Source organism: Chloracidobacterium thermophilum B, assembly GCF_000226295.1.
In the GTDB taxonomy this organism is placed as follows: domain Bacteria; phylum Acidobacteriota; class Blastocatellia; order Chloracidobacteriales; family Chloracidobacteriaceae; genus Chloracidobacterium; species Chloracidobacterium thermophilum.
In genome coordinates, this window is the sequence record NC_016025.1 from 545008 (window position 1) to 564751 (window position 19744).

Below are 19744 nucleotides of genomic sequence, written 5' to 3' on the forward strand. Positions count from 1 at the left end.
AGCGATTGTCCGGCAGACGGCAGATGTGCTTGCGTAGCTCAGTGGATAGAGCAACCGCCTCCTAAGCGGTAGGTCGCCGGTTCGATTCCGGCCGCGAGCATCTTGCCGGCTGGCTCCGTCAGGCAAGTAACCGGCTTGGCGTCCCGGCAACCACCGGCAGGGCTGATCAATCCCAGTCACCCAAGCGGATGCCTACCACGGTAATGTGTCATCCCGAATGTCATCCCGCTGCGGCAGCCCGTCCTGATGGCAATCCAGCAGGTCGGGCAACGGTGCCTTCTGCCCGGCCGGAGGCCGGTGATACACAAGCTGCTGCCGCAAAGCCCGCCCACTGTATCAGCGGCCCCGCCTCCCTCAATCGGCAAATCCGTCGGCTCCAGTTCAACCAACATGGACACAGGGGCGTTTTTCCGGGTTATCAACCGCTTTGCGCAGCACCTCGTGAACCACCGGAGCCGTGTCGCCTTCGCCCAGAAACAGATACTTGAAGGCGTAGCCAATCGGGCTGCCTTCCGTCCACCCAAAGTACACGTCGGGAATCACACCGGTTTCCTTCTGGGCATGGAGCAGAAAGGCCGCAATGGCGTTGGGCACGGCCGGACTGTCACAGCGCAGAACACGGTGCTTCCCCACCGCCACCCCGTGGACTTCAAGCACCTCATCATTGAACTCGGAGGGATTGACGATCTGCACCTCGAAAAACAGCACCGGTTCATCGTGGTTGATGCGGTGCACGCGCTTGAGTTCAGCGCGTTTGCGGGCATATTCCCGCTCGGTGCCGGTCTGGGGGCGGTTGGCCGCAATGCGGAGCATGTTGTTGCGGACGGCTTCGTGCAGAAACTTTTTGGCCTTGTCATCCAGAACGACCCGCTTTGTCCGCAACTCTGTCGCCCGCAGCGCCCGCGACACCAGCGAAACAAAGATGAGCGACAGAATGAACGCCAGGCAGACCTTCAGCCCCGTTGGGCGTTCGCGGATGTTTTCGAGCGTCGTGTAGGCAAACACCAACGCAATGGCAATGAAACCGGCGTAGGTCCAGCCTCCATCGCGGCGGGCCGAGATGACGACGGCAATCGAGGCCGACAGCATCAGCATGAGCACGCCGGTGGCATAGGCGTCGCCCTGGGCTTCAATGCTGGCGTCGAAAAACCAGGTGACGAACAGTGTTACGCCCGTGATGACCACCACCAGTGGGCGATTCGCCCGCGCCCACTCCGGGGCCATGCCGTAGCGCGGCAGGTAGCGCGGAATGAGATTCAGCAGCCCGGCCATGGCGGAAGCGCCGGCGTACCACAGAATGGCCGCTGTCGTCAGGTCGTAGAGCGTCCCAAAACCGACGCCGAAAAACTCGTGCGCCAGATAGGCCAGCGCGCGCCCGGCCGCCTTGCCGTTCGGTTCGAGCGCGGACGGCGGGATGAGCAGGGTCGTCACCAGCGAACTGCCAATGAGCGCCAGCGACATGATGACCGCCGCCGTCAGCAACAGCTTTTTCGCATTGCGGATGCGCCCGGCCGGGTTGTCGGGCGTGTCGGTCAGATCGCCCTTGATGAGGGGCATGACGGTCACACCGGTTTCAAAACCGGACAGACCAAGTGCCAGTTTGGGGAAAGCCAGCAGTGACAGCACGAAAATCAGCCACACATTGCCGTGGGAAGCACCCGCCGCCAATGCCTGCTGCCAGCGGGGAAACACCTCCGGGTGGGTGATGATTTCGTACAGCCCCCGGCCGATGACGATGACATTCAGCCCCATGAAGGCAATGACCAGCCCGACAGCCAGATAAATGGCTTCGGCAAAGCCCTTGAGAAAAATGGCTCCCAGCAGGACGAGCAGGAAAAAGGTCAGCAGCAACCGGTGGTCGAGCCAGTGCGGCGCGAAGGGATTTTCAATCAGGTGCTCGGCGGCGTCGGCCGCCGAAAGCGTGATGGTGATGACGAAATCCGTGGCGGCAAAACCCAGCAGACACAAAACGAAGGTCTTTCCCCGCCAGCCCGGCAGCAGTTGTTCGAGCATGGCGATGCTGCCCTGCCCGTTTGGGCTTTCGCGGGCCACACGCCAGTACATGGGCACCGCCCCGAACAGGGTCAGCGCCACCAGAAACAGCGTGGCGACGGGTGCCAGCGCGCCCACGGCCAGAAAAGCGATGTAGGGCTGATACGCCAGAGTCGAGAAGTAATCCACACCGGTCAGGCACATCACCTGCCACCAGGGCTTGGTGGGATGGGTGTGGACGCGGGCCTTGGCAGCGGAAAGCGTCCGATCACGTGCGCCTTCCAGAAACCAGGCCCTGAACCGAACAATGGTGCGTAACATACATTTTTCAGTCGTCAGGCCTGTGCCTGAAGCCCTGACGACCGCTCCGGGGCAGCATTCTAAAGCATTTCGCAGTTTGGCCAAACTGAGCGAAACAAAGCCGCCGCCAGGGCGTGCGCTAGTCTCCGCTGCGCAGGATGCCGAGTGGTTTTTTGCGGAGGATGTCCCAACTGGCCACGCCCCCCACCAGAAGGACGAGCAGAAACGTTCCCCCGGCACCAATGAGCCAGTCTTCCCAGAACGGAAGCCACTCGCTGCGCAGGACGTAGCGGGTGATGTACCAGCTTGCCCCCAGCGCCCCGCCGCCGCCGATGATGACGGCCGCCACAGCCAGCGCACCGTATTCGATGAGGGTCAGCCCGATAAGCGTCACGAAACGCGCCCCAAGGGTTTTGAGCAAGGCGGTTTCATACTGCCGCTGATAGCGGGTCAGGGTCACAGCCCCGATAAGCATGGCCACGCCGCTGAACACAACCAGGCTGCCAATTGTGGTCAGTGCCGATTGAAGGCCCTCCAGAATCGTGCGCACCGTTTTCAGGAACTCACTCGTCAGCGCGACCAGAACGTTGGGAGACACCCTGGTGACCGCTGCCGTCAGCTTGCGGTAGGCGTCGGGCGAGCGGTCAAGGACATCCGTTTTGACCGTTCCCAGGAAGGTCTGTGGCGCTTGCTCCAGAACCTTCCCCGGCCGGGCCACAATGGCAAAAAACTGCTGGCTGCGGCGCGGCTCGATGCGCCGGATACTGCTCACGATGCCGGTCACTTCCCGCCCCTGGATGTCAAGCGTCAGGCGGTCGCCGACACGCACACCGAGATTGTTTTGCAGAAAGGTCTCCAGCGACAGCTCCAGGGTGTCCGAGGGCGTGGGGGCCCACCACTTCCCTTCCACGACGGTTTCCCCGGCATCGAGTTCGGCCCGGTAGGTCAGGCGAAACTCACGGTCAACGGCTGCCCGCCGTCCGGCTTCCCGGATGGCGGCGAAGTCAATCCGCCGGCCGTTGATGGCTGTAATCCGCGCCGAGATGAGCGGAATAAAGGTCGGACGGGTTTGCAGATGTTGTTCCACGACGGCCCCGACCCGGTCGGTCTGGGAAGGCAGGACGTTGAACAACAACAGGTTCGGGAGGTTTTCGGCGGCCGCCAGATTGACGCTGTAGAGCAGATTGCGCTCCACCAGGCGCACGGTCAGGGCAAAGAACAGTCCCACGCCGACCGTCATCACAATCACGGCGGCCTGGTTGCCGGGCCGGCGCAGTGCCGCCAGTCCCTGCCGGAGGGTGAACAGGGGCACGTGCCGCCCCAGACCTGCCAGCCGGATGACCACCCAACTGACGGCGTAGAGCACCAGCAGGGTCACGGCCATGGCCTGGAACACGGTGTTGCCCAGACTGAATGAACCTGCCTGCCAGAGAAACAGTCCATACAGCCCGCCCAAAGCGACGAGTCCCACTGGAAGCGCCCAGCGCAGCGGCAGTGCCAGCGGTTCGACCCGACTGCGGAGGAGCAGATTGGGCTTGACATTGCGCACACCGGCCAGCGGGACGACCGAAAAGGCCAGCGCCACGATGAGTCCGACACCAAAGCCCTGCCCAATGGCAGACCAGGTCAGCTCGAACACCACCGGAAAGGGAAACTGTCCGGCGGCCTTTGGTCCCAGCCCCCGGACGGACAACGCCGCCAGTCCCCAGCCGCAGGCGCTGCCCAGCAGCCCCAGCATGGCCATCTGGAGTGTATAGACGCCAAACACGAGAGAACTGGAAGCGCCCAGACACTTGAGGACAGCAATGGCGCGGATGCGCTGACCGATGATGGTGTAGGTGACACTGGCAATACCGACGCCGCCCAGCATCGTGACGGCAATGCCGACCAGTCCAAAAAAGTTTTCGGTTTCGTCCAGCGGCGCAGCCACACGGGCTTCACGGGCGCGGGCGGTCTCGACCGACACCCCGCTGTTCGTCGGCAGTTCCTGGCGCAGGGCACGGGCCAGGTCGGCGATGCGGTCGGGACGGTCGCCAACGCGCAACCGTACGGCATAGGTGGCGCGTGCGTCAGGTGTCAACAGTCCCGTCGTTTTCATATCAGCCGCCGACATCAGAACGAGCGGTGACGCGCCGATGGCCGTCGGCGTATCCTCGCGGCGGAAGGTGCCGCGAATGGTGAACGTCTGATTGCCAATCTTCAGCGGCTTTCCCACGGCAGTGTCCAGGCGGTCCAGCAGGGATGCCGCCACGATAATCCCCCGCCCGGTCAGCAGGTCATAGTGGTACGTTCCGCTTTCCAGAAGGATTTGCCCATCGAGCGGGTAACGTTCATCCACGGCGCGCACAAGCACGCGCGTCGCTTCGTCCCGGTCAGTCACAACACCCGTCGCCAGCTCGATGGCATCGGTGCGAGTGGCATCGGGAAAGGTGAGCAGGACGGCATCCAGACGGGGGCGCAACACCGCCAGCCGCCCGTAAGGCAACCGGACTTCCACATCGGCCGCCAGAAAGCCACGGGACTGCCGGACGAGCGCCACGCGCAGGTTCTGAATGGCCGAGCGGAGGGTGATGACCAGCCCTGTCCCCACAGCCAGGCAGACGAGGAAAAAGACCATCTGACGCCAGGTGGCCCGCATCTCGCGCCAGAACATACGCAGGGCAAACAGCATGGCAAGGTAGCCGGGGGCGGGGCTAAAAAATCGTCCAGGAAGACGGCTCGGAGGGATCACCAGCCGGAGGATGATGGTCCATGCAACGGTAGGCAAGGCGCTGGCGGCGCTCCTCGCCGCCCACCCGGTGCGCATCGAGCAGCACCCGCTGCTCCCTGACCCGCAACCGATCAACGGCAAAGCCCACGTCCTCGACCATCATTTTCAGGCACACGGAAGTAAATCCCCAGAAGTTGCTTGCGTCTGCATTCGGCTGTCCCCGGTCCGGGAACCGTTCAGGGTCTGGGAGAAAGCGCATCACTGGCTCAGACCGCAGGGCTTCCGGCAACTCGGAATCTATGCAATAGGACTCAATCAGAAGCCGATGCGACGCCAGCGCCGCGCCGTTGGAAAGAGCGCGGTAAGGGTCGGCCGTGTGGTAGAGCAGCCCCAGCATAAGCACGATGTCAAACGGCCCATAGGCGCTCAACGAAGCGTCCAGAACATTGACCTGATGGTGTGGGATGTCCACGCCCTGAATCATGGACAGCAGCGCAAAGCCGGAGTTATCCCGGTGGCGGTAGTCGAACGCAACAACGGAGGCTCCCTGCCGATGCGCCCGGAAACTGAAATACCCGTTCGAGGCCCCCACGTCCGCCAGGCGGATACCGGTCAGGTCTTCCGGCAGTTCCAGCTCCAGCCACAGTCCCTCCGGGTTGTACGTGCCATGCGTCCGAACACCAGGGATCACCTCGAAATCGTGGTGCCAGTGGTGGGCTGCGATCAGCCGCCGGGCGGCATCTGTCTCCAGCATCTTCTCATCCATTCCGTAGTCGCGGACGCATTTCCCCAACGGCCCGCAGGCTCAGCCGGTTGAAGGCACGTCACGTCGCAACGACTTGTTCAACATTCTTTTGCCGGACAGCATAGACCGGGGAACGATTCCGACACCAGACTGCCCGGCCAGTTTTCCAATCAACCCGCAACAGCCCCAGAGGTCGTCTTCAGGCCCGGAGGTCGTCTTCAGGTACGGCCTGATGTGCATCCGCGCATCTGCGTGCCAAAACCGGAAAAGGCACGTGGCGGATGCCCCTCCGCCCCGGCTGTGCCATCCGGCGCTGCACCCCCCGTCTGGTGTGCTACAACATCACATCCGAAAGTTCGGCAAAACCATTCAACCACATGGCGTCAGCTTATGCTCTACGACAAAAAAATTGCCATCCTCGGCGTCGGCAAACTGGGTGAGGCACTGGTTTCAGGACTCGTCCGCCGGGCGGATGTTGAGCGTACCAATCTTATCGGCTCCGTAGCCCGGCAGGCTTCCCTGGCGCGGGTGGATTTGCGGCTTGGCATTCCGGTCACGACCGACAATGCTGCGGCCGTCGCCGGGCGCGACATTGTCATTCTGGCCGTCAAACCCCAGAACATGACGGCCGTTCTCGAAAGCATTGCCCCGGCCGTTTCCGCGTCACAACTTTTCATCAGCGTGGCGGCATCGGTCAGTACGTCCTTCATTGAAGAACGCCTGCCGGTTCCGGCGGCTGTCATCCGCGCCATGCCCAATACGCCAGCGCTGCTCAACGAGGGCATGTCCGTCCTGTGCGCCGGCCGCCGCGCCACGCCGGAGCATCAGCGGTTGGCCGAGGAAATTTTCAGCGCCGTCGGGCGCACCGCCTTTCTCGAAGAAAAGCTCATGGATGCGGTTACGGGTCTGTCGGGAAGTGGCCCGGCCTACATCTACGTGGTGCTCGAAGCCCTGTCGGAAGCCGGCGTCAAGCTCGGCATTCCGCGTGACATTTCGACCCTGCTGGCGGCGCAGACCATGCTCGGCGCAGCGAAGCTGGCGCTGGAAACCGGACAGCACCCGGCGCTGCTGCGGGACAGCGTCACGACACCGGCCGGCTGCACCGTGGACGGGCTGCTTGAACTCGAAGAGGGCAAGCTGCGCGTCACGCTCATCAAAGCTGTGGTGCGCGCTGCTGAGCGGGCCCGGGAACTTGTCAACAGCTAGCAGGCAATGAACCTGCTGGCGGGCGGATGAATCGGGTTTCGGCAGGCGGCATTCCATAGACCTATTCCAGCACGCAATTGACGCTGTTTCAGACGCGGGCTATCTTTGCGTCACGCCGCTCAAAATGCTTGCTTCTGTGCAGGATGCGCCACACTTACAGTGCAGCATCACCCATGGGCGGCACGCAATTTCCCTCTGGAAAAAGGATAGGTAGCAGCCATGGCCTTCGAGTGGTGTAACGGAAGGTTGCGTCAAAACCGGATGATGGACAGCCGATGGTCTGCCCCGCAAAACGGCTGTCTGACGCAACTGTGTTGTGGACAAGCACTGGCAGGTGTGATGTTGGCCCTGTGTTTCATTCTGGGTTTTGCCGTCTTTCCCGGCCTGGCCCAATCAGCCAGCACCGGGCAGTTACGCGGCACAGTTCGCGATCCCCAGGGGGCAGTAGTTGCCGGGGCAACGGTCACGCTCATTGAGCAGGCCACCGGCAGCAAGCGCGAAGTGACGACCGGCGGCAACGGCGACTACGTGTTCACCCTGCTCCCGCCCGGAAAGTACCGGCTGGAAGTCCGCTCGTCGGGTTTCAAGACGAGCGTGACCGAAAACATCACGGTCAACATTACCGGAGTGACAACGAATGATGTTTCGCTTGAAATCGGAGAAGCGGCATCGGAGGTCATCAACGTTTCGGGCGAAGCGCCGTTGATTCAGGCTGATTCGGCCGCGCATGGGCGCGTCGTGGATGAGCGCAACATCCGCCAGCTTCCCCTGCCGACCCGCAACTTCCAGCAACTTCTGGCGCTTTCTGCCGGTACTGCCGCCAACATCTTCAACACATCGGAGGTGGGACGCGGCGACACGGCCATCAACGTCAACGGTCAGCGCACCACAAGCAACTCGATCATCATCAACGGCATTGACGCCAACTCGATTGGCACCAACTCCTTTGCCAATCTGGCCGTTCCGGCCACCGACACCCTGCAGGAGTTCATCGTCCAGACAAGCCAGTACGATGCCTCGGCCGGACGCAACGCCGGGGGGATCGTGGCCGCCATCACCAAGAGCGGCACCAACGAGTTTCACGGCAACGCCTACTTCTTCCTGCGCGATCAGGCACTCAACGCCAACAACTTCTTTCTGAAACGGGGCGGGATTCCGCGTCAGGCCAACAACCGCAAGCAGTATGGCGGGACCATTGGCGGTCCTATCGTCAAAAACCGCCTGTTCTTTTTTGGTTCCTACCAGGGAACACGTGAAACCAATGGCACGTCCACTAACAACAGCATTGCACCGTTCAATCCGGCGCCGGATTTGACCGACGACCGCTCCCTGGCAGCCATCCGGGCCATTGCCCTGAGTCGCGCCCCTGGCTTTGCCCCCTTCATCAACTCAGCGGCATTTGCCAATTCTCCACAGGTGCGTTTGCTGCAGGCCCGCTATCCCAACGGGGAGTTTCTCATCCCCAGCGGCAACGGGCGGACGACTGGCGTCCAGGTAGCCGAATCCACCTTCCGGGAAGAACAGTTCAACACCAATGGCGACTGGCAAATCAACGACAACAACCGCGTGTCGGGCAAGTTCTTCTTTGCCAACAACACGGTCAAACAGGGCCTGTTTCGTCAGTTCGGCGGTGGGAACGCCCTGCAGTTGCCGGGCTATCCGGTGGATGCCATCACCAACAACCGCGTCACAACCGCTTCGTGGACGAGCATCATCACCCCGACGCTCATCAACGAATTCCGGTTTGGCTACAACCGCCTGATTACGCAGGGGAAACCCACCGAACCGTTCCGGGCGGCTGATTTTGGCATCAACTCGCCCAGCAGCGCGCGCTTTCCGGGTCTGCCGGGCTTTGTCTTCTCGAACATGTTTTCGGTTGGCCCGGCCACAACGTCCGACAGTTTCAACACCACGGAAGGCTGGACGTTCAACAACACGCTCTCGCTGACGGCCGGAGCGCACTCGATGAAGTTTGGCGGCGAAGTGCGTCCCTACCGCCAGCGGGTGTTTTTCAATGTCGGCGCGCGGGGACTGCTTCAGTTTACCGGCGGCTTTGCCAATGCAGCGGGACTGGGAGCCTTTGCGGCGCTGGGCATTCCTCCCGGCTCGGTCAACCGCGCACCCCAGTTTTTGCCCACCCTGCCCTTTACCGAGTTTTTGATTACCGGCGTCAATCCGGGACTGTCGTCGGTTGCTAACGGTTTGACCTCACCTTTCCTGTCGGTCATCTCGCCGGGCGGGGCCAAACGTGACTTCCGCGCCAACGACTTTACGTTCTTCTTCCAGGATGATTGGAAGGTCAACGACCGGCTGACCCTCAACCTGGGCGTCCGCTATGACTACTTTGGCCCGTTTTACGAAGTGGACGGGTTGATGGCCACCTTTGATGAAGCTGTAGCGCGGTCGGTTGTTGGCGTCGGGCCCAATGGCGTTTCCAACCTGGCAGGCACCTTTGCCGGCTTCTTTGTGCCGTCCAACAACCGCGTGGGACTGCCGGGCATTACCCGCGACAGCCGGCGTGGCTTTACTGACCCGGACTGGAACAACTTTGCACCGCGCATTGGGCTGGCGTTCAAGCCACTGCCCACGGATCGGTTTGTCGTGCGAGGCGGCTATGGAGTTTACTATGACCGCTTCAACGCCCGTACGGTCATCAACTCCAGCTTCAGCTTCCCGGTCTTTCCGCTTGTGCCGTTCTTCCCCGCCGTAGCCGGTGGCGGGCTTTCCAACCCCTTTGCTCCCATCCCGACCGCGCAGGGACCGATTGACACGGGCAATCCGTCGTTTTTCCCCGGCACAAGCTGCACCGGCGCACCCGGACCCAACCGTGGACTTCCCTTCTGCCTGGGCGGACGGCAGGTAGCCGTCCAGGGCATTTACCCCGGACGCTACTTGCGGACGCCTTACGTCCAGCAGTACTCGCTCGGCTTCCAGTGGGAGTTCATCAAGGACACCCAGCTTGAAGTCAGTTACGTCGGCTCCCAGACGCGCAAGCTGCAACGCTTCAAGAATGTCAACCAGCCCTTTGCCCCCGGCGGCACGGTAAGTCCGTTCGGCACGATCCTGTCCCAGATTACCCAGCCAAGCCTGAACTCCTTTTCGGTCACGGTGCAGGAATCGTCGGCTGTAGCGAGCTACAACTCCCTGCAGGCCACGGTGACGCGGCGGCTGTCAAAGGGACTTCAGGCGCTGGTCAGCTACACATGGGCACACGCCATTGATGAGTACTCCGGTCAGCTTTCGTCACTGGGAACCAGCGATGTGTCGCCGGATTTTGGCGACCAGGCTACCTTCCGTGGCAACCGTGCCACAGCGGACTTTGACCGGCGGCAGCGGCTCGTGGTGAGCTTCGTCTATGACCTGCCCAAGTTTTATGGCGGTGACAACTTTGCCCTCAAGGCGCTGGCGAACAACTGGCAGCTTTCCGGTGTTTCGATTGTCCAGACCGGGCTGCCCTTCACCATTACCAGCAGTACCGGGCTGAGCGACGGGGCACGCGCCTCCTACGCTCCGGTCGGACAGGGCAATGGTCGTCTCTCTGGCGATGTGCGCCGCCGCCTCGACCGGTACTTCGATACGAGCCGGTTTATTGCTTCAACTGGTGTTGGGAACTTTGGCACGGTCGGTCGCAACACCCTGCGGGGGCCGGCGCAGTGCAACACGGATTTCTCCGTTGTGAAGTTTCTTGTGTTCCGCGAGCGTTACCGGGCCGAGTTTCGGACGGAGTTCTTCAACATCTTCAACCAGACGAACTTCGCCAATCCCGGCAACGTGGTGGGAACGCCCAACTTCGGGCGCATTCTGGAGGCCACCACGGGGCCGCGTATCGTGCAGTTCGCCTTCAAATTCGCCTTCTAACGGGCGACCGGGCAGCGCCACCCGGAAAAAACTAGCCCGGCACGGGGGTTCCGACCGTGCCGGGTGCGCTGGCGGTGTCGGGCGGGTGGGTGGCGCGAACCGCTTCGATTTGACCTTTGACATAAAAGATAATGCCCAGCACGAGCAGGGTCGTCGTTGTGCTCTCAATGGCCACCGCCAGGGCAGCCACACCAAGCGACGTGCCGTTGAGGATGTCCAACGGAGCGTCAAACCACTGCTGTGCCAGGCTGCCCGTCAGTCTGGCCAGCGCCAGAAAGACAAGGCCGGAGACGAGCGTTCCGAAGCAGAACTGGATGACTTGCCGCCAGTTCCCAGCAAACCGCCCATCGAAGTCACCATGGGTCACTGTACCGGTATGGGGACGGAGGAGATTGGAGACCACGCCGATGAGATTCCCCAGCGTCAGGGCAACCGTCAAATAGATGGCAAACCACGTCAGGAAGGCCCCAACCTCCACTGTGAATGTCCACCGGGGATGCGCAATGGCAAAGGCGGTCAGACACATGAAGAAATAGGCAATTGCCCAGAAGCCAGTGAAAACCGAAAAACGCGCCACGATGTCGCCAAGCTTGGCAGCGGGCAGGGGTGATGTCATAAGCCTTTACCTACACGCAAAGGATGGAAGCCGGGGGGACAACGTGATTATGCGGGCTGACCTGCACAGCCAAGCGTGATGCAACATACGGCTGGGTGGAAGTTGTCCCGGAGTGGCTTGTTTCCGGTCCAGCTTTCACACACAATAGGCCAGTACCCAAGTGCAGTTGACTTCGGATGCGCCGGGATGATCTTCCCGGTCGAAAGAGGCGTCTATGAGCAACGGAACTGGCATGCTCGGTAGGTTTTTTGGCTCGAAACCGGAAAGCAACCGCGATGAGCGCGACCGTCGCCATCATCATGAGGAACGGACGCACGAGCCGCCACGTCCACCGGAAGAGGACGTACCCCCGCACCTGCGCAGCTTTGAGTCCATTTATCGCAGCGCGCGCGTTCCAGTCTCGCCCTGTGGCGTTGAAGAGCTGGAAAAGATGATTGCCAACCCAATCATCGCCAATGCACCGCCGGAAACCAAGGTCATTGCCCTCAAGTTTGCGCTTGACCGCGAAGGACACACTATTGAAGAACCAAAGGCCGATGCGGCCCGCAAGGTCAAGGCGCTCGATGCGTACCACGGAACGCTGCTTCAGCGGGCCGACAGTCTCGAACGTCGGAATGCTGAGCGGTTCAAGGAAATGGAGGCGGAGCGCCTGGAATTCATCCGGCGGCAGGAAGAGGAAAAGGAACGCCTGGTTCAGGAAGCCCAGGAAGCCGAACGTCAGGCGCGGGAGTTTGAGGCGCGGCTCAACGCCGAACGCCAGCGGCTGTCAGAACTGTTGCGGCCATTCGTTGGAGAACTGGATTTCAACGAAGCCGACCTGGACTCCGTCCTTTCCGATGTGACACCGGCGCCGGAACCGGGCAGTCCCACATCGGTCATGGTTGATCCGAGCGTCCGCTGAAAAAACCGGCTTCGGCGCGCGGCCCTGTCCCGGCGGGCATCACCTATGTATGCCTTCTTGCGCGGCGCCGGCTGCCCTTGGCGCGCCATTCGTCTGCTGGTTCGCCAACCGGCGCTCTGGCGCTACGTTGCTATTCCGGTTGGTCTCAATCTTCTGGTTGGGGTTGTCCTGTACGCAACGCTGTTATTGGCCGGCTTTCGCTTCATCGCTATGCTTGTGGAAGGCTGGCCTGCGTGGATCGCCTGGCTGCTGCGCGGCCTGTTGGTTATAACGCTCTTTGTCACGTTGGGTTACGTGCTCGTGCGCTTTGGCGTGGTGCTCGGAGCGCCGTTTTACCGAAAAAACGCCGTAAAGCCCTGCACTTTAGGGCAGGGATATAAGGCGCACGCTGTTTTATCAAGCCAAACCTGTGATAAAATAGCAGTATGAGAGTCATGGAAGCCAAGCTACTCAACGGGACAGCAGAGCAGTATCAGGCTCTGGATGAAGCCATCCGTACCGCACAGTTTGTCAGAAACATACGTGTGCGGTACTGGATGGACAACAAGAGCGTAAACAAAGCTGTTCTCTATGCCCACTGCAAAAACCTGGCCAAAGAGTTTGACTTTGTCAGGAAGTTAAACTCAGCGGCAAGGCAGGCAAGTGCAGAGCGAGCTTGGGCTTCCATTTCTCGGTTCTATACCAACTGCAGAAACAAGGCGGTCAAGAAAGGGTATCCCAAGTTCAAGAAGCATTGCCGTTCTGTGGAATACAAGGTATCTGGCTGGAAGCTGTCAGGAGATGGAATGTCTATCACCTTCACTGATGGCTTCAATGCTGGTGCTTTTGCTCTGTACTGCAATGGTGAGGCAAGACACCATATCCTAAACTCCAAAATCAATCGGGTGCGGGTGATACGCAGGGCAGATGGGTACTATGCTCAGTTCTGCTTGGATGTGGAGCGCAAAGAGCAGGGAGCATACACAGGCAATGTTATTGGCATTGACTTGGGCTTAAAGGCTTTCTACACCGACCAGAACGGCAACCCTGTAGAGTATCCTAAGTTTTTGAGGCGTAGTGAAAGGAGGTTAAAGCAACACCAGCGCAGATTAAGTCGGAAGTTCAAGAAGGGGGCAAAATCCCAATCCAAGAACTACCACAAGCAAAGAAAGCGACTGGGCAAAGTGCATCTGAAAGTCCAACGCCAGCGTAAGGACTGGGCAATTAAGCAGGCACGGTGCGTGGTGGCATCTCACGATGTCGTGGCGTATGAAGACTTGCAGGTGAAGAACCTGGTCAAAAATCATCATCTTGCCAAATCCATTCATGATGCTGGCTGGTCTCAATTCACTGCGTGGCTGGACTACTACGGCAAGGTGTGGGACAAGGCAGTAGTCAGCGTACCGCCGCAGTACACCACACAGGACTGTAGTCACTGTGGGCATTATGGTAGTAAAAACCCTATCCACTAGAACCCATAGTTGTCCTCAATAAGGAAGCAAGTGGCGAGTGGCGAGTGGTTCAGAGGCGAGTGGTGAGTGGCGAGTGGCGAGTGGTTCGGAAGGTAATTCGCTACTCGCTACTCGCTGCTCGCTACTCGCTCCCTGTTCGCTATTCGCTACTTGCCACTACAGTACCTTTGGGCAAAAGGGAACTGGGGAGAAATCCCGAACGACTGGGGAGATAAGCACCGCTGTCGCAGTAGGGCAACCTTCTGCGATAAGTGCTGTCGCTGAACCAGTAATCAGAATCCCCTGCCTTTAGGCAGGGGAGTATGTCAACTAGCTTATGCCGAAAACTATGTCATGGATTGCGATCGCTAGCGTTAGTTTGCTCGGTAGTGTGTTTGCCAGCGCCCAACTCCACCGCCCCATAGATAACCCTGCTGTTGTCAGTCTGAATTCGAGAGCGATCGCTGTTTTTGATCCTTTGACCTACCGCCCCATCGACCAGCGCATCGCCCAACTGAGGAGTAATGGCACTGATCCGCGTCAGCGATTGTTGTTGGCTGACCTGTACCTGCAAAGCAATGACCCCCGCTCTGCCCTGAATGTCTTGGACAACCTAGAGCGAGATTATACCCTGCTGGCAGATTATGTATTGGTCAAACGGGCGCAGGCTTACCAGCTTGCCCAAGACAACCAGAATGCTAACCTAGTGTGGCAAGAAGTTTTAAGCAAGTATCCTAATAACCCCAGTTCGGCGATCGCCCTTGCCGCTTTGGGACGAGAAGCAGAACTGATCAGCCGCTTTCCCAAGCATCCCCTTACCCGCACTGCTCTGCTGAGGGCGATTAACCGCCAACCGCAACAGCGGCAGTCAGCCCTACAGCTAGTTACCTATTTCCCTGACACGCCGAACATTGTGCCGATTCTCAATCGCTTGGTGGCTGGGGGCAGTAATTTGACACCAGACCAGTGGTGGGCGATCGCCACTGCCTACTACGATAACTTTGAGTTTAGCCGTGCCGCCAATGCTTACGCCAATGCCACCCCCAATAGTTTTACCGCCTATCGCATGGGCAGAAGTTGGCAGAGAGCAAGACAACCCCAACGGGCGATCGCCGCCTACCAAAGAGTAGTCCAGCAGTATCCCAATAGTCCCGAAGCTCCCAGAGCTTTGCTCCGTATTATGCAGATCGGGGATCAAAATCAAGCGAAACAAGCGAGCGATCGCATTGCCCGCAATTATGCCAACACCCACGCCGAAGCCCTGCTGTTGCTATGGGAACTTTCCCAAGAGAAGTTTGGCGATCCCGCCACAGCGCGTCAAGCCGAGCAGACCCTTTTAGGGCAGTATCCCAGTTCTCCTAGTTCAGCCCAACTGCGCTGGCGCAATGCCCGTACCCAAGCCCGCAATGGCAACCTGCAAGGGGCGATCGCCACAGTGCAAACCATCATCAGCCAGAATCCTAGTAGTGAAATCTTGGCAGAGTCAGCTTTTTGGGCAGGTCGCTGGTCTCAGCGGCTAGGAGATACCGTAACAGCCAATCGCTTTTTTACTACTGCGCTCAAACTGCAACCCGATTCTTATTTTGCGTGGCGATAGGCAGTGTTCTTAGGCTGGCAAGAGGTGGGAGACTTCGGCACGGCGCGTAATGTCAATTTAGCCTTGCAACCCGATAGTAAACGCAGTCCCCTGCCCGCTGTCTCCGATGTGGTCAATGAACTCTATTTGATAGGGTTGGATCGTGAGGCACACGACCACTGGCAAAACGCAATTAGGGGCAAACGCCGCCTCAGTCCCCAAGAGATATTTAGCGATGGCATCTTGCGGCTGGGGGTGAACGACAACTTGAATGGTATAAGAGCGTTGGAAAGCTTGACATGGATTGATGTCGATGCTCAACAGCAAGCAGAAATTAAACAACTGATGGCTCTGCCCCAATACAAACAAGCCATCTATCCGTTTCCCTACTTGCCGCAGATTGATCGCTGGTCGCGGCAGTTTCGCCTGCCCCCCGCCTTGGTGATTGCCTTAATCCGCCAAGAATCTCGGTTTGAGCCAGAAATCCTCTCCCGTTCTGGGGCAGTGGGTTTGATGCAGGTAATGCCCGATACAGGAGCATGGATCGCCAGTAAGCGCGGCATTCGCAGTTATTCTCTGACCAATCCCGAAGACAATATCAACTTCGGCACTTGGTATTTAGACTATACTCACAACAGTTTCCAAAATAATTCCCTGCTGGCTGTGGCGAGCTATAATGCAGGTCCTGGGGCGATCGGGCGATGGGTGAGAGAAAAAGGTCTTGGCGATCCCGATGAATTCATCGAGAACATTCCCTATGCCGAAACCAGAGATTATGTTCCCAAAGTCTTCGGCAACTATTGGAACTATTTGCGCCTCTATTCCCCAGTGATTCGCCAGAAAATGGCAACTTTGAAGTAATGCACTCCCTTCACCCTATGGAAGGAAGTCTATGTGCATGCATTCCCACACTCCCCTCGCCCTGTGGGAGAGGGCAAATGTTCCCAAATCATCAGATAAAAGAATACTTCCCTCGCCTTACAGAACAGTGGTGAGGAGTGAGGGAAAACTGCCAATTTGAGGGTGAGAAAGGAGTATCTGAACCACTGTGCATAATAATTGGCTAGTTATGCTATACTAGATAAGCACTAATTTTAGTAAAGAAATTGAGCCATGAGCCGCCGCTGTCAATTAACGGGTAAAACAGCCAACAATGCTGTAACTATCTCTTTTTCCCACAAGCGCAACAAGCGGTTGCAAGAAGTCAACTTGCAACAAAAACGCATTTGGTGGGCAGAGGGCAAGCGTTTTGTTACTCTCAAGCTCTCGACCAAAGCAATCAAAACCCTACAGTACAAAAGCCTCGACACCTTTGCCAGGGAGGCGGGCATCGATCTCCGCAAACTTTAGTTAGCATGAATGGCGGTTCTCTGGAGCGGTATGTCGGCAATACCCTTAAAGAACTCCGACAACGGCAGGGGCTAACTATTGCTGATGTGGCGGATCATGCAGGTATTTCGCGGGGCATGATCTCCAAAATTGAAAATGCCCAAACTGCCACTAGCCTAGAAACGCTGGAAAAGCTGGCGAAGGCGTTGGGGGTGTCTTTGGCGACTCTGTTCCGCGATTACGATGTGCCAGAGGGCGGGGCGCAGTTGGTGAAGCGTAATTGCGGTATGGAAGTGGTACGGCGGGGGACTAAGCGAGGTCATACCTACCATTTGTTAGCTTACGATCAAGGACCCGTCAAGCAGTTCGAGCCGTTTCTGATTACGATGGATGATGCTTCAGAAGTTTTTCCTATTTTTGAGCATGTGGGCACCGAATTTATTTATATGCTGTCAGGCAAAATGGAATATCGTCATGGGCAAAATAGCTACACTTTGTGTGAGGGAGATGCTCTAACTTTTAAGGGGCATATTCCCCATGGACCAAAAGCCCTGATTGAATTGCCGATTCGCTTTTTGGCGATTATTTTTTATCCGCAAAACACAGCAGAATGAGCGATCGCCGTATTCCTCTGCATTTGCAAATTTCTCAGGTATTGCGTCAGCGGATCGAAACAGGAGTCTATGCCGTAGGCGAACAACTGCCCAGCGAACATCAGTTGATGGAGCAGTTTCAAGTCAGCCGCATTACTATCAGGCGCGCCATTCATAATCTGGTGCATCAGGGGTTGGCTAGTGCACAGCATGGTAGAGGTGTGTTTGTCAAAAATCAGTGCAAGTGGGTTTATTCCCTGTCTAGCCTGCTGATATTTTTCGAGGAGGATATGAAGCGCCAAGGGGTGCAGTCTGCCATTTGCCACCTAGAGTTTCAAGAGGTTAGTCCACCCCCTCGGGTGCAAGAGATTTTGGGCAGTGATTTAGCTTGTTTTCAAAGCAAAATTCTCCTTTTGGATGGAATTCCTGCAATCCTAGATAAGAGTTACATTCTTTTGGAATTGGGACGGCAGTTTGCTAATGAATTAAAAACTGCCATGACTTTCCCCACCCTAGAGCGCAACGGTATCCATATTTCCAAGATAGAGGCGAGTCTGGAGTGTACCCGGGCGGATCAGCAATTGAGTGAGCATTTGGCTGTGCCGCTGGGAGAACCTCTCTTAGTCTATTGCTACACTGCCTACGATCAGTATCAGCGATCGCTGGTCTATGGCTCTGCTCCATCTCGGGCAGATTTGCTCACCTATGCGGTAACTATTAATCGCTAGTCTTTCTGAGTAGCTGAAATCAAAATTAGGTATTGACACAGCGACCAAGATTTGCCAAAATATCAATCGCCATTAACATAGATACCTATCCATTTTAATTAGTAGTCCTCTACTGATTCTTTATGCGTATTTATGATTACAATTTGTCAGCTAAAGGTTTCGCCCCAGTCAATGTTTGCTGTAATGGCAAGTTTGTCTAACTTAGTTTTCTGGCGCGGATCAGCAGTTGTTGTGAAGCCACGAACTACCAAAGTTGTAACTGGTGGCAATTATTTAGGCTAAGTCAGAGAGGCTGTTGCATGACTAAGACGGAAAAAATTAAGGCTGGCAGTCAATTGAGCTTCTTTGAGCGTTACCTTACGATTTGGGTATTGCTTTGCACTGTTGCTGGTATTGGGTTGGGGCGGTTGTTTCCCAATGTTGCCGCTACCTTGGATTCGTGGAGTGTTTATCAGGTTTCCATCCCCATCGCCATTTGTCTGTTTTTCATGATGTACCCCATCATGGTCAAAATTGATTTCACCCAAGCCACTAGAGCGGTACGCGCTCCTAAACCCGTGATTCTAACTTTAGTGGTGAATTGGCTAATCAAACCTTTTACGATGGTGGTCTTTGCCCAATTTTTCTTGGGGTGGCTATTTAAGCCGTTGATTGAGGGAGAGGAAATAATTAGGGGAGGTGTGATACCTCTGGCAAATTCCTATATTGCGGGGGCAATTCTCTTGGGGATCGCTCCCTGTACAGCGATGGTGCTGATGTGGGGCTATCTTTCCTATGGCAATCAGGGTCATACATTGGTGATGGTAGCGGTCAATTCCCTAGCTATGCTGTTTCTCTATGCGCCAATGGGACGCTGGCTGTTAGCGGTGAATAATTTGCCAGTTCCTTGGGAGACCATTGTTCTCTCTGTACTGGTGTATGTGGGTTTACCGCTGGTGGCGGGGATTTATTCGCGCTGGTGGATTTTGCGCTACAAGGGCAAGGAGTGGTTTGAGCGACAGTTTCTGAAATACTTAAGCCCAGTGGCGATCGCCGCATTACTGATCACCCTAATTCTCTTGTTTGCTTTCAAGGGAGAATTGATTGTTAATCGCCCCTTGGATATTTTGCTGATTGCCGTACCCCTATTTTTGCAAACTAACTTTATCTTTTTGCTGACCTATGTGGCAGGGTTAAAGTTACAGCTTTCCTATGAGGATGCGGCTCCCGCCGCTCTAATTGGGGCAAGTAATCACTTTGAAGTGGCGATCGCGACAGCGGTAGTGTTATTTGGCTTAAATTCTGGGGCGGCACTGGCAACGGTAGTGGGGGTGCTAATCGAGGTGCCCGTAATGTTGATGTTGGTGGAGATTTGCAAGCTGACGGCAGGCTGGTTTCCCCGTGAGCCAGAAAAGGCTACCTTGCTTGATCCCCGCTGTATCAGCCCGTATGAATAATTTACCGAAAAAACGCCTTATATCCCTGCCCTAAAGGGCAGGGCTTTACGGCGTTTTTTCGGTAAAAATTCGGAGTGCAGTTGAGGCCCTTCTGACTGCACCAATAAGCTACTTCCTGGGCCAGTTCATAGGTCTCCCAATACTCGTCCTTGTAAGTCCCTCTGTATAGTAGTCATCCCAGGCAAAGGGATCGTCATCAACCTGAATCAGGTCTTCATGGCTCTTTCCGCTGATCCACCAGCCGACCCGGGCCGGGGTACCGGTTGAAAGCAACGCTGTCGTCACAACAAGCCGCCCACCACATTTTTTGCTGCTAATGACTCT

At 57.3% G+C, this 19744-nt stretch carries 15 protein-coding genes and 1 tRNA gene; 12 read left to right on the top strand and 4 right to left on the bottom strand.

Annotated elements, in window-relative coordinates; all coding sequences use genetic code 11:
* The first annotated feature begins 27 nt into the window (after positions 1–27).
* Positions 28–100 (top strand) — tRNA-Arg (locus CABTHER_RS13320).
* 281 nt (positions 101–381) lie between these two features.
* On the opposite strand, the gene CABTHER_RS13325 is transcribed toward CABTHER_RS13320, so the two are convergent.
* From CABTHER_RS13325 to CABTHER_RS13335, 3 genes are all read right to left on the bottom strand, one after another.
* Positions 382–2313, bottom strand: a complete 1932-nt coding sequence (locus CABTHER_RS13325; protein WP_014101189.1) for an APC family permease — start codon at positions 2311–2313, stop codon at positions 382–384.
* Between the two features lie 118 nt (positions 2314–2431).
* Complete coding sequence (locus CABTHER_RS13330; RefSeq protein ID WP_014101190.1) at positions 2432–4963, bottom strand: ABC transporter permease; 2532 nt, start codon at positions 4961–4963, stop codon at positions 2432–2434.
* A 22-nt stretch (positions 4964–4985) separates the two neighbouring features.
* Positions 4986–5756, bottom strand: a complete 771-nt coding sequence (locus CABTHER_RS13335) for a class I SAM-dependent methyltransferase (RefSeq protein WP_187288438.1) — start codon at positions 5754–5756, stop codon at positions 4986–4988.
* Between the two features lie 381 nt (positions 5757–6137).
* On the opposite strand from CABTHER_RS13335, the gene proC reads away from it, so the two are divergent.
* Positions 6138–6953 (top strand): pyrroline-5-carboxylate reductase, encoded by an 816-nt coding sequence (gene proC / locus CABTHER_RS13340; protein WP_014101192.1) that lies wholly within the window; start codon positions 6138–6140, stop codon positions 6951–6953.
* Between the two features lie 339 nt (positions 6954–7292).
* The gene (locus CABTHER_RS13345; protein WP_014101193.1) at positions 7293–10811 is read left to right on the top strand and encodes a TonB-dependent receptor; all 3519 of its coding nucleotides are present in this window, start codon (positions 7293–7295) and stop codon (positions 10809–10811) included.
* Positions 10812–10842: 31 nt separating this feature from the next.
* On the opposite strand, the gene CABTHER_RS13350 is transcribed toward CABTHER_RS13345, so the two are convergent.
* The gene (locus tag CABTHER_RS13350) at positions 10843–11427 is read right to left on the bottom strand and encodes a hypothetical protein (RefSeq protein ID WP_014101194.1); all 585 of its coding nucleotides are present in this window, start codon (positions 11425–11427) and stop codon (positions 10843–10845) included.
* 214 nt (positions 11428–11641) lie between these two features.
* On the opposite strand from CABTHER_RS13350, the gene CABTHER_RS13355 reads away from it, so the two are divergent.
* The 9 genes from CABTHER_RS13355 (at position 11642) to arsB (ending at position 19420) form a co-directional block, all read left to right on the top strand.
* On the top strand, positions 11642–12328 hold the full coding sequence (locus CABTHER_RS13355; RefSeq protein WP_014101195.1) for a hypothetical protein: 687 nt from the start codon (positions 11642–11644) through the stop codon (positions 12326–12328).
* A 45-nt stretch (positions 12329–12373) separates the two neighbouring features.
* Positions 12374–12757, top strand: a complete 384-nt coding sequence (locus CABTHER_RS13360) for an EI24 domain-containing protein (protein WP_014101196.1) — start codon at positions 12374–12376, stop codon at positions 12755–12757.
* Complete coding sequence (locus CABTHER_RS13365) at positions 12754–13779, top strand: RNA-guided endonuclease InsQ/TnpB family protein (RefSeq protein ID WP_014101197.1); 1026 nt, start codon at positions 12754–12756, stop codon at positions 13777–13779. The genes CABTHER_RS13360 and CABTHER_RS13365 overlap by 4 nt, the downstream gene beginning before the upstream one ends.
* Before the next feature lie 328 nt (positions 13780–14107).
* Positions 14108–15355: a tetratricopeptide repeat protein gene (locus tag CABTHER_RS16205; RefSeq protein WP_228374090.1), complete on the top strand. Its 1248-nt coding sequence runs from the start codon at positions 14108–14110 to the stop codon at positions 15353–15355.
* 24 nt (positions 15356–15379) lie between these two features.
* The gene (locus tag CABTHER_RS16210; protein WP_148264113.1) at positions 15380–16195 is read left to right on the top strand and encodes a lytic transglycosylase domain-containing protein; all 816 of its coding nucleotides are present in this window, start codon (positions 15380–15382) and stop codon (positions 16193–16195) included.
* Between the two features lie 252 nt (positions 16196–16447).
* Positions 16448–16684, top strand: coding sequence for a 50S ribosomal protein L28 (rpmB, locus tag CABTHER_RS13375; RefSeq protein ID WP_014101198.1), 237 nt, complete (start codon positions 16448–16450; stop codon positions 16682–16684).
* Between the two features lie 5 nt (positions 16685–16689).
* The gene (locus tag CABTHER_RS13380) at positions 16690–17277 is read left to right on the top strand and encodes a helix-turn-helix domain-containing protein (RefSeq protein ID WP_014101199.1); all 588 of its coding nucleotides are present in this window, start codon (positions 16690–16692) and stop codon (positions 17275–17277) included.
* Positions 17274–17984, top strand: a complete 711-nt coding sequence (locus tag CABTHER_RS13385; RefSeq protein ID WP_014101200.1) for a GntR family transcriptional regulator — start codon at positions 17274–17276, stop codon at positions 17982–17984. Before CABTHER_RS13380 ends, CABTHER_RS13385 begins: the two co-directional genes overlap by 4 nt.
* Positions 17985–18283: 299 nt before the next feature.
* Positions 18284–19420: an ACR3 family arsenite efflux transporter gene (arsB, locus tag CABTHER_RS13390; protein ID WP_014101201.1), complete on the top strand. Its 1137-nt coding sequence runs from the start codon at positions 18284–18286 to the stop codon at positions 19418–19420.
* The last annotated feature ends 324 nt before the right edge of the window (positions 19421–19744 follow it).

Bases quoted from the DNA above. Each gene is read 5' to 3' on its own strand.
- CABTHER_RS13325 (WP_014101189.1), bottom strand. From the start codon at position 2,313: ATGTTACGCACCATTGTTCGGTTCAGGGCCTGGTTTCTGGAAGGCGCA.
- CABTHER_RS13330 (WP_014101190.1), bottom strand. From the start codon at position 4,963: ATGCTGTTTGCCCTGCGTATGTTCTGGCGCGAGATGCGGGCCACCTGG.
- CABTHER_RS13355 (WP_014101195.1), top strand. From the start codon at position 11,642: ATGAGCAACGGAACTGGCATGCTCGGTAGGTTTTTTGGCTCGAAACCG.
- CABTHER_RS13345 (WP_014101193.1), top strand. From the start codon at position 7,293: ATGTTGGCCCTGTGTTTCATTCTGGGTTTTGCCGTCTTTCCCGGCCTG.
- CABTHER_RS13365 (WP_014101197.1), top strand. From the start codon at position 12,754: ATGAGAGTCATGGAAGCCAAGCTACTCAACGGGACAGCAGAGCAGTAT.
- CABTHER_RS13335 (WP_187288438.1), bottom strand. From the start codon at position 5,756: ATGCTGGAGACAGATGCCGCCCGGCGGCTGATCGCAGCCCACCACTGG.
- proC (WP_014101192.1), top strand. From the start codon at position 6,138: ATGCTCTACGACAAAAAAATTGCCATCCTCGGCGTCGGCAAACTGGGT.
- CABTHER_RS16205 (WP_228374090.1), top strand. From the start codon at position 14,108: ATGTCATGGATTGCGATCGCTAGCGTTAGTTTGCTCGGTAGTGTGTTT.
- CABTHER_RS13380 (WP_014101199.1), top strand. From the start codon at position 16,690: ATGAATGGCGGTTCTCTGGAGCGGTATGTCGGCAATACCCTTAAAGAA.
- CABTHER_RS13350 (WP_014101194.1), bottom strand. From the start codon at position 11,427: ATGACATCACCCCTGCCCGCTGCCAAGCTTGGCGACATCGTGGCGCGT.
- CABTHER_RS13385 (WP_014101200.1), top strand. From the start codon at position 17,274: ATGAGCGATCGCCGTATTCCTCTGCATTTGCAAATTTCTCAGGTATTG.
- rpmB (WP_014101198.1), top strand. From the start codon at position 16,448: ATGAGCCGCCGCTGTCAATTAACGGGTAAAACAGCCAACAATGCTGTA.
- CABTHER_RS13360 (WP_014101196.1), top strand. From the start codon at position 12,374: ATGTATGCCTTCTTGCGCGGCGCCGGCTGCCCTTGGCGCGCCATTCGT.
- arsB (WP_014101201.1), top strand. From the start codon at position 18,284: ATGACTAAGACGGAAAAAATTAAGGCTGGCAGTCAATTGAGCTTCTTT.